The organism is Salegentibacter holothuriorum (assembly GCF_900168045.1).
Taxonomy (GTDB): Bacteria; Bacteroidota; Bacteroidia; order Flavobacteriales; family Flavobacteriaceae; genus Salegentibacter; species Salegentibacter holothuriorum.
Genome location: NZ_FUYY01000001.1, coordinates 319,528 through 329,871 on the forward strand (window position 1 = coordinate 319,528; position 10,344 = coordinate 329,871).

Consider the following 10,344-nt stretch of genomic DNA (forward strand, 5'->3'; position numbering starts at 1 on the left):
GCACTAGGCTGGTATTTATTATTTTTCTTCTTCGTTATTTTCAATTGTATTTTCTTCCTCTTCTTTTAAAAAGAAATTATCCCATAATTCCTGAAATTCGTTGAATTCCCGGGTGAAAATAAAGGCAATTCCGCTAACAATAAGCTGCCCATCTATAACATTTTCAAATTCATTTCTTCTAAAACCTTTTAATCTAAAACGCCCATTCTCGGTAAGCAAATACTCAATACTTACATTTCCAATAAGCGGACTTGCTTCTTCTCCCGGCCTATTTCCACCTTGCACGCCTACTTCACTACCCACACTAACAATTAATCGATCGTCAAGTAAAGACTTTTGGGCTTCAATATCTACCTGGGTGCGCTGTGTTGCTGTACTTCCCTGGTAATCGGTATAGCTGTCTACTCCAAAATTAAGTTGCACCCCGGTGTCTCCCAATAATTTATCGGAAAACATATTTAATTGATCTGCTAAAGCCTGGTTTAGATTGTCTCGTGCTATTGATAAATTTCCTCCGCTGTCTCCCGCATTATTGGAAGACGGATAGAAACGGTTTAACACCAATAAGGAAAAGACCTGTTTATTCAGTTCAGCTTCCTGGCTATTTAATTGTTGTAGACGCCCATAAACCTCGCCACCAACGGAGCCTCTTTCCTCTTCAGGCATTTGTAAACCAAAAGATAGCTTTGGCTGCATTAATTCCCCGCCTACATTTAGGTAAACCAAAAATGGCAAATCCCGTCTAAATTGATTCCCATCACCGGCCGCCATTAGGGATGCCGGAGAAGTCTCTACCCTGTAAATAGCACTAACATCCAGAGTTGCGTCAAATGGATCTCCCGCCCAGGTAATACGACTACCTTCGGCTATTTCAAATCTTCTTTTTACTAAATTATAAAGGCTCATCTCGTAATGGCCACCACTCATAGTATAACGTCCGGCAAGCGTCATTCTTCCGTTAGGCGAAATATTAAAATCTAATTCGCCTTCCCCTTTTACCCTAAAATTATCACCGGTTTGCTCGTCTATTATAATATTAAACGCAGCTTCTTCATTGATATTAATCAGAGCGTTAATATTATAGCCTGTAAGTGTAGCAGATTCTTCTTCTTCATTTGCAGTTAAAATATCATCCGGGTCTTCCCTGTTTGTAAAGATCACAATACCATCCCGTTCTTGCATTGCCAGCTCTTCTTCTGGCATCACGTAAGTAAAGTTGGTATTAGAACCTATGGTAATATCCATATCTAAGTTTGGGACATTAAGATCTCCGGTAAGTGTCGCATCGGAATCAAAAGTTGCTGTTCCGTAGAAGAGTTCATTATCTTCTTTTGTAGAATTTAGCACCTGAAAGTTTCTTGCCCTTAAATCCAGGTCAAATTCCGGATTAAGAAGATTCTCTATAAGCACTTCCCCATTTACTACAAATGAATTAGAGTCCTTATCCTCCACTCTAAATTCATCAAAATAAACTCCCTGGTTATCAAACTCTAATTTTTCTGATGGAAAGGTGAAGGGAGCATTAAGTAGGGCTACCCTAATTTTAGCCTCATCAAATTGAAGCTCTCCATTATATTCTGGTTCTGTGGTGGTTCCTCCAAGAGTTAAATTACCCGAAAGGCTACCTTCGCCATTAGTAATAGCACCCATAGAAAATCCTTCCAGGGTTTTCATCCTAACCTTATTAATATCCATCTTCATATCTAGCACCGTGGTAGAATCCAATGCCTGGATATCTCCTTTCATATCAAGATCTACATTATCTCCTTTTATGGCAAGGCCAACATTATACAGGAAATCGGCTTTTGGAGTAGAATTTAAGCTTAATTTACCCAAAGCTACCTCCATAACGTTTAATTGATTTATTTCCAAGCCTGCTAAAATTCCTATTTTCTGTAACGGATCTTCAAAAACCAAATGGCCATTTAACTGGCCTGAAGCAAGTTTTTCTTCCGAATTAAGGTAATTAAGCAGTATTCCCAGATTAAAATTCTTAAACTCCAACCCAATATGATTTTTATCTGAATACGAAAGTTCGTCGCTTAAAATCATTTCCTGGTCGTTACGAGTTAACCTAAAATTATTAGCGCTAACTTCCTCATCGTAAACCAGCATTTCATTTTCAGCAGCAATGTTCCACTCTTTCTTGTTCAAGATCAAATCTTCAGGATTTATATGAAACCTAAGATTGTTTCCGGGTTTTGTTATTTCTGAAGCTACGTGAAATAAGCGTTCTTCCCCCTGCATAGAAGTGAAATCAAGCAATAATTTATTTTCTGAAAGGCTTCCGCTAAAATCAGTTTTTTGAATCGCAATTGGTCCCGAGTTAATCGCTTTAAAGCCAAGATTAAAATCAAAATTATCTGGATCTGAGTTTAATCTGAACTCCAGGCTGTCTATTTCGCTACTATAGTAATTGATAAAAGGCAAACTAACCAAAGCATCAAGTTTTCGTTCTTTTTCATTAAAGTCGGCCTCAATTTGTATAGTGTCTAATTGTTCTAAATTAGATAGAAAAACTTCATTTAAAACGGGAGCATCTTTAATTGTTCCCCGCAGTTTTAAGTTCACCGGTTTGCGCAGCGTATCTAAGGGGTCTACCTCGTTAAAATAAGATTCATAATGCCTATTTAGAGCCGCTGTAAAATCTGCAGGATCAGCATTCGATTTTAAGTCGAGTGCCAAAATCTTATTATTAATTTGTACCGAAGTAGAGTCGGGTAACACAAAAACCTGGGCATTTAAATCGCCAGGGAGATACGTACTATTATCGTAAACAACCACCGCCTCCGTAAAATCGGCATAAGTTATATATTCTTCAGCATTTCCTTCAAAGGCTGCATCTAATTTAAAACCTAACCTAATATCGCGGGAAGCAAGACCTAATTCCTGTAACCTTGCGCCTTTAAGATTCAAATTAAGATTGGCTTTTGGTTTTACTGAATCCAGTTCTACCTGAGAATTAAGCTCTAATTCTAAATTCTCATCTTTATAACTGGAGGCTATATTACCGCTTCCATTTTCGATGTTCCCGGAAATATTAAGGTCATTTATCTCATAATTATTATAAGAAAATGAAGTAATTGTTGCGTCTAAAGTAGCATCGAGCGTGTTAACGGTACTTCCGCTTCCGGTAGTTTCCAATTCCAGGTTTAAAGCACCCAGGCTTTCATTTTGTAAAAGATTTCCAAGCTGAAGTTTTTCCGAAGTCATTTTTCCTTGGAAAGCGATCTCTTCTTTATTGGTGAAATTCCCGTCTACACGAATATTTCCTTCCGAAGTTTGTAAAAACGCTTTAGCAGAAAGGTCTTCCGGGCTACCTTTAAAATTTCCGCTTAGTTGAATATTTTTCGGAATACTTATTCCAAGATCTTTTTCGCTTACAAAACCTGTAAGATCAGATTTTCTAGATTTTGCATTAAAACGAGGAATATCAAAACTGATATTATCCGGATTTGCCGCATTATAAATATTACCGTTTACCGAAAATGAAGTGTTTTTCCAATTAAAATTAGCTCTTGAAATCCCAATAGCAGATAGCTTACCAGAAGCTTTAAGGTTTCCGGAAACTTTATTACTAGCCAACTCCTTCATATAAGGGTTGGATCTTAAATCTGGCTGAAATCTAAAAGCTTCCTTCACATCTACCATAATTGTTGGCAAATTGACTGAAAGTTCTGCTGTTTCGTAATTAGCTATCAATTCCTGAACAGAATTATAATTCAAACTCGCTTCCCCTTTTATTTGATTTCCATTTAAAGCCACTACCAGCTCTGAAAGGCTTGATTGCGTATCTTCAAAATTTAAATTAAAATGAAGTTCATTTAAATTAAGTCCGGAAGCTTCCTTAAAATTTAAAGCAGTAACCTGTGCTCCCGCTCTTTTATCTTTCAGGAATAAATTATTCGCATTAAAATTTAGAGAATCAAGAACTAAGGCTTCAGCGTTGAATTCTCCTTTTTTAGGTTCAGCATCGTCTACCAGGTAACTTAAATTATTTTCAGAAAAATCTATTTTATCTACGGAAACTTTCCACTTTGGCCACGTAAAAGGAGAAGGTTTAGCCGCGGTAGTATCTTGCGACTTCTCTATGGATTGCATTTCAAGTTTTATCTCAGAATTTTGGAGTGCAATTTCATTAACTTCAATCTCCTGGCTTTTGAGATCCATTAGAGGAACTTCGGCTAAAAATTTCTTTATGTCAATATTTGCATTAATTCCGTCGGGAACAGAATTATAGCTTACCTGTACATTCTCCAGGTTAAAATTATCTACCACCAAATAAGGCATAGGCGCCGGTTCCTCATTCTCGGGTGCGGGGAAAGGCTTATTTTGTAAATACGTTATTTGTGTATTACTAATACTGGCATTTTCTGCCCGAAAATCCATTTTTTCAAGGTCGGTTTTCTCTAATTCCAGGATAAGCTCGCCCAGGGATAATTGGGTGTCAATTCCCATAACATTATCCTTATAAGTAATATTGAAATCTTTAAGATTAATATTCCCTATATTAATTTCTTGCGCAGCTGTAGTATCTTGTGGAGCCGGTTGCTGAGTAGTTTGCGTAGAATCGGTTGCGAAAGCTTCCATTAGAAACTCATAATTAAAGCCACCAAGAGAATCTTTTCTAACAATATTGGCTTTTAAGCCTTCCCAGTCTAAATTGTCTACACTAATGGCATTCCCCTGAATGATGGGCCAAATTGGAATATCAGCTTCTAATGATTTTGAATAAACCAGGGTATCCCCCTTTTTGTCCTCCAGGTAGAGACCATCTAATTGAATATTTCCAGAAAAGGTAATAAAAAGTTTATCTAGTGTAATCTCAGTATCTGTTTTACTGGATATATTCTTAACCACCTGGTTCTTTATAATATTCTGCCCCCAGGGGCTTCTAATAAAAAGTAACAGTAGTAGTATAAAAATAAAGAGCCCCGCAAAGAATTTTACGAGGATCTTTAAAAAACGATATTTATTTTTCTTTTCCTTCTTTTTCTTTTCCAAATCGTGATATCACTTATTACTTCAAATTTATTCTATTGGTAAGATATAATGAATTTTTTATGCTTAAGATTTAGTTAATTAAAAGAAGGCTACCCTTGGTGCAAATCAATTAATCCATTGGAAAGTTGTGGTTATATTGCACAGTTTTAGCAATATTTCCACAAAAAGAAAAGTTAAAATAATTTGAGGCAAATTTTATAAAAGAATGCTGTTATACACAAAAAACACTGAAAACCAACAAATAACATATGCTATTTTACCGTGATAGCTTATGAAAAGGGTATATCCATTTGGTTTGGTATGGTTCTCGCATCTTTCATGCAAGCCTTAAATAACCAAATCTAATAAAGAGGCCTAATTTAAAAAATCCGAAATAATTATGAAGAGAACAATCACAGTTACAGTATTAGCTGCAGCAATGTTAAGCTCATGTGTTTCCAAGAAAAAATACGTTGCCCTGGAAAGTGAATTAAACGACACCAGAAGTACACTGCAAAAAACACAAGTAGAAAAAGAGGAAATTGAAGATAAATATGCTCGTATAGAAGAGCGAGTGGCAGATTATAATTCAAAAATTAATTCTTTGCGGGAAGAGAATGATAGTAAGATGGAAATGAACGATCTTACTGTTATGTCTAATAACAATAAAGAAAAAATGCGGGCTACTATTGCAAAAATAGACCCTGAAAAAGTTGCCCAGGCTAAAACTTTAGAAGATTCTATTAACCTGGCTGTTTCACATAACTTAAAGAGCAGTATCTCTGAAGGATCTGAAGATGAAGATATTGATATTACTGTTGATGAGACCGTAGTAATGATTAATGTTTCAGACAAATTATTATTTGGAAGCGGTAGCTCCAGGGTGTCTAGAAATGCACAACCCTTATTGAAAAAACTTGCCGAGGTTATCAATTCAGAACCTGCTATGGAAGTAATGATAGAAGGACATACAGACGATCGCACAATGGTTGAAGGATCTTACATCCAGGACAATTGGGATCTTAGTGTGAGAAGAGCAACTTCAATTGTACGTTTACTTCAGGACAAGTACAATGTTGCACCAGAGAAACTTATCGCAGCAGGAAGAAGCAGCTACCAGCCTTTAGTAGACAATACTAATAATGAGAACAGAGCAAAAAACAGAAGAACCAGAATTGTAATTATTCCTAACCTGGATAAATTCTTCGCGATGTTGGAGTCTGAATAAAACTAAATTCCAATTACATTTTATAAACGGCCTAAAAGGAAAACAATCTTTTTAGGCCGTTTATATTTAACCAGATTTTAACCTGATGTTTTCTTTAAGTTTCCTACTATTTCTTAATTTCAAGAAAAGCAAAATTATGAGTAAAGAAGAAAATAAGAAAAAGTATAATTCTAATATCACTGCAGAAGATAAACAAGCCTTAAATGAAAAAGGGCGCAGTATGAATAAAGGACAGGATAAAGATTTGGACAGGGAAAATCCGGTAGATTTTACTACCAATAATATGGATATTCCGGGTAGTAACCAACCCAATAAGAAAGATAAAGAGGAACTGGTAGATGAAGAAAACTTCCGATTTAATAAAAAAGGAACCTCTAAGAAAAAGAAAGACCTAGACGATTTGCCAGATCCTGATACAAAATAAGATAACTGTTTTAGTTTAAATGATAACTTTAAAAATCCTTCTGTGATTAAATAAAATTTCAGGAGGATTTTTTTTTATTTCATGTATTACTTCGACTGTGATCAGGGTTACGAAATTTATCCTAAGGTACTATAGGAATAAAGCTTCAACCAATTGTACATTTCGATAAAATTCGTCAATTCGAGTGAAATTTGTATCGAGAATAAGAATCGCTAACTTTGTTCTCGATACGATTTTTCGTACCTCAAAATCACTCCTGAACTGACGTTTCAAAGTAGTTTTAGTTTTTCTTTAAAAGATAATAATCGAGTGAAAATTTACCGGCACCGGTAAAGAAAAGCAGAAGGAAGCCTCCCATATATAGTAAAGGTAATTCCTGGCGACCAAATCCATCGGTCCAGTGAACAATTATAGCAGCTACAGCCATGGTTATAATTAACGGAATAGCAGCAAAACGGGTTGCCCAACCAAAAATAATAAGAATAGCACACACAAATTCGGCAAAAACAGCGAAAGTAAAGGTAACGGTCTCACCAATACCAATAGGATCTGCAAAAACAATTTCCCCATCTCCAAAAAAAGTAAGAAGCTTAGGAACTCCGTGTGTTAGCATTAAACCTCCAATAAACAGTCTAAATAATAAAAGACCAAAGTCGGTATTTTGAAGATTTAGACTTGTAGTGTAAACGTTTTTCATAAATGGGTAAGTTAAGTTGTATGATTAAGACCTCTAATGTAATTATATTCTATCTATAACCTAAAATTTTTAAAAATTTAAGCTTGAAAAAGTTATCAGATTTCCACCGTATTCTAAGAGGTCAACATCTGGTTAGACATGAAAAAAGAATATACTTCAATTTAAAAAACAACACTTCGTTTATTGAAGGTTGCATCACCAAAGAATCCAATAAATTATGTAATCGATTTCCATCATTAAACATAAAACAAAATCAAACAAGTGTATTTCATCGATTTTTAATGCCTTTTACCGATGATATGTGAAAATATTTCATATCTTTCCATTACGAAAATCAAATTAAGCAGTTTAACCATGTCCCGATTATATATAATCATCACTATTTTTTCAATGCTGGCGGTAAACCCATTGTTTTCCCAGGCTTCTGCCACGGCTAATTTTACAGCTTCAGCTACCATTATCCAACCTATTGGAATTACCACCACCAATAATATGCAATTTGCTAATATTGATGCTAGAAATGGAGGGGCAGTAATTTTAACTCCTGAGAATACAAGGATAACAAATGGAGATATCGCACTGGCTGAAGGGGGAACAGTTTCTGCTGCTACTTTTGAAGTAACAGGACAAACAGGTTTTGCTTTTGGAATTAGTTTACCTCAAGGAAGTCATAGGTTAAGTAGCGGTAGTGAAAGTATGCTACTTCAGGACTTTACCACAAATTATGATGGTTCTTCTATAGCAGGTGATGGTAAAACTATAAAAGTTGGCGCAAGTTTAATAGTAAATCCTAACCAAAAGCCTGGAGACTACCAAACCAATGGTGATTTGCAAGTTACCGTGAACTACAATTGAAAATTCTTCAATAAAACCCACTATAACGTTTTAGTTTTATCATAATTTTATCAAAAGGTGCATTTCATCGAGTATTTTATTTTGGTTATCGAATAAGTTTCATTCGTATAAGGGTTTACCCCCATATTTGCAGTGTTAAACTTTTGAACCCAAATCAAAAATTAAAATAAACGAAATGAAAAAAATTACTTTTATCCTACTAGCCCTTATTTCAGGAACTGTTTTTGCACAATCAGATGAAGCAACTGGAACAGCTACCGCTGCTGCAGAAATCATCAGTCCTATTAAAATTACAGATGGTACCGACTTAGATTTTGGACGTATTATTGGTAATCCGGCCGGAGGTACTGTTACGATATCTACCGCAGGTGCGAGAACTACAAGTAATGATGACTTATTAGCGCCAAGTACTTCAGTACAGGCAGCATCTTTTGATGTTACAGCGGCTGCCACTTACAATTACTCAGTATCCATCCCTGGAATTAGTTTAACAGGTGCTGGTGACGCAATGCCAGTTACTTTTGTGAGCAGCTTAGGGAATGCAGGTGTAGTTGGTACAGGTGCTGTACAAACTCTAAATGTAGGTGGTGAACTTACTGTAAACGGCGGTCAAGCTGAAGGAGAATATGATGGTACTATTAGTGTAACTGTAGCTTACGAATAGAGATTTCCACTATAAAAATTATAAAAAACGCCGCCCTTGTGGCGGCGTTTTTTAGTTTAAACCAATAATTGTTTAACTGCTTTTATAAAAATCTCAATGAGAAAATATCTTTTCATTTTATTTTTAAGCTTGATCGGATTTAGCGTTTCGGCGCAAAATTCGGCTTCGGCTACCGTAAATAGCAGGGCAACGGTTATAGACCCTATTAAAATTGACAAAACGGTAGACCTGGATTTTGGAAATATAATCAGTGCTTACAATCCCGGCCAGGTAATTTTATCACCAGACGGTTCGCGAGTTGCTTATGGAGTGCAAATTTCTAATTCCATTCCCGGTACTGTGAACCCTGCAGAGGCAGTAGTGACCCACGGTAATAATAATTATGCCATTACGCTGCCTGAACAATTCACCTTATACAACCAGGAAAATCCTAACCAAATTCTTACAATAGACCAGTTTACCGTTGCTCCCCAGCAGGGTAATGTAACCGATATTATAAAAATTGGTGGTACTTTAAACCTGGAAGCTAATCAAACATCTGGCTTTTACACTAACTCTTCCGGTTTTAACGTGACGGTTTCCTATAATTAAATTTTAGATTCCCTTAACAGGTAAATTCTTATTTATTATCTTTGAAACCAACGAAATAACATAAAATCCAGCCCCACGGATATGATAAAAAAACTACTTAGCCCCCTACTCCTATTTTTCATTCTTATTTTTTCAGGACTTGCAACCTACGCGCAGGGAGATCTTATGATCATGCCCAAACGCCTGGTTTTTGATGGTTCTGAACGTTCACAGGAAATAAACCTTGCCAATACCGGAAGCGACACGGCTGTGTACGCAATTTCCTTTGTAAACTATAAAATGACGGAACAGGGAAATTTTGAGCAGGTAGAAGAACCTGAAGAAGGTCAGCGATTTGCCGAAAACTTTTTAAGGTATTTTCCGCGTCGTGTGTCTCTTGCTCCCAATGAAGCACAAACTATACGTGTTCAGTTAACCAGAACCGGAAACTTAAAACAGGGGGAGTATCGTTCACATATGTATTTTCGCGCCGTAGAAGAGCAAACTGCTCTTGGAGCCGAAAACGCAGAAGAAACCGAAGGAATTTCCATCAATATCAAAACCGTTTTTGGGATTAGCATTCCAATAATTATTCGCGAAGGAGAATCTACGACCAAAATTGATCTAACTGAGCTTGGGTTAAATACCGAAGGAGAATACCCAAAACTTTCTTTAGTGATTAATCGCTCCGGAAATATGTCAGTTTACGGAAATCTTAGCGCTATCCATATTTCTCCTAATGGTACTGAAACTGAAGTTGGGATGGTAAAAGGAATTTCTGTTTACACCCCAAATTCTAAAAGGTCTTTCAGTTTTGAACTTAGAAATGCAGATGAAGTAGATTTTGACCAGGGAAAACTTAGAATTCAATATTCTGAAGATAAAGGCAAAACTTTAGCTACTAAAGAAATAAAACTATAGGT

At 36.1% G+C, this 10,344-nt stretch carries 8 protein-coding genes; 6 read left to right on the top strand and 2 right to left on the bottom strand.

What is annotated here, in order from left to right; genetic code table 11:
* Positions 1–18: 18 nt before the first annotated feature.
* Entirely contained in the window at positions 19–5,004 is a 4,986-nt protein-coding gene (locus B5X51_RS01470) for a translocation/assembly module TamB domain-containing protein (protein WP_079719089.1), read from the bottom strand.
* 379 nt (positions 5,005–5,383) lie between these two features.
* On the opposite strand from B5X51_RS01470, the gene B5X51_RS01475 reads away from it, so the two are divergent.
* Positions 5,384–6,211 carry an OmpA/MotB family protein gene (locus B5X51_RS01475; RefSeq protein WP_079719090.1) on the top strand — a complete coding sequence of 276 codons (828 nt, stop codon included), beginning with the start codon at positions 5,384–5,386 and terminating at the stop codon, positions 6,209–6,211.
* A 136-nt stretch (positions 6,212–6,347) separates the two neighbouring features.
* The gene (locus tag B5X51_RS01480) at positions 6,348–6,635 is read left to right on the top strand and encodes a hypothetical protein (protein WP_079719091.1); all 288 of its coding nucleotides are present in this window, start codon (positions 6,348–6,350) and stop codon (positions 6,633–6,635) included.
* 280 nt (positions 6,636–6,915) lie between these two features.
* Here B5X51_RS01480 and B5X51_RS01485 read toward each other — a convergent pair whose 3' ends face one another.
* Positions 6,916–7,332: a DoxX family protein gene (locus B5X51_RS01485; protein ID WP_079719092.1), complete on the bottom strand. Its 417-nt coding sequence runs from the start codon at positions 7,330–7,332 to the stop codon at positions 6,916–6,918.
* Between the two features lie 354 nt (positions 7,333–7,686).
* Between B5X51_RS01485 and B5X51_RS01490 the strand changes: the two genes are divergently transcribed.
* The 4 genes from B5X51_RS01490 to B5X51_RS01505 all read left to right on the top strand — a co-directional run bounded on the left by B5X51_RS01490 (position 7,687) and on the right by B5X51_RS01505 (position 10,342).
* Positions 7,687–8,187 (top strand): DUF4402 domain-containing protein, encoded by a 501-nt coding sequence (locus B5X51_RS01490; protein ID WP_079719093.1) that lies wholly within the window; start codon positions 7,687–7,689, stop codon positions 8,185–8,187.
* A gap of 175 nt (positions 8,188–8,362) precedes the next feature.
* Positions 8,363–8,851 carry a DUF4402 domain-containing protein gene (locus B5X51_RS01495; RefSeq protein ID WP_079719094.1) on the top strand — a complete coding sequence of 163 codons (489 nt, stop codon included), beginning with the start codon at positions 8,363–8,365 and terminating at the stop codon, positions 8,849–8,851.
* Positions 8,852–8,947: 96 nt separating this feature from the next.
* Positions 8,948–9,442, top strand: coding sequence for a DUF4402 domain-containing protein (locus tag B5X51_RS01500; protein WP_079719095.1), 495 nt, complete (start codon positions 8,948–8,950; stop codon positions 9,440–9,442).
* 81 nt (positions 9,443–9,523) lie between these two features.
* The gene (locus tag B5X51_RS01505; protein WP_079719096.1) at positions 9,524–10,342 is read left to right on the top strand and encodes a fimbrial biogenesis chaperone; all 819 of its coding nucleotides are present in this window, start codon (positions 9,524–9,526) and stop codon (positions 10,340–10,342) included.
* Positions 10,343–10,344 lie beyond the last annotated feature (2 nt).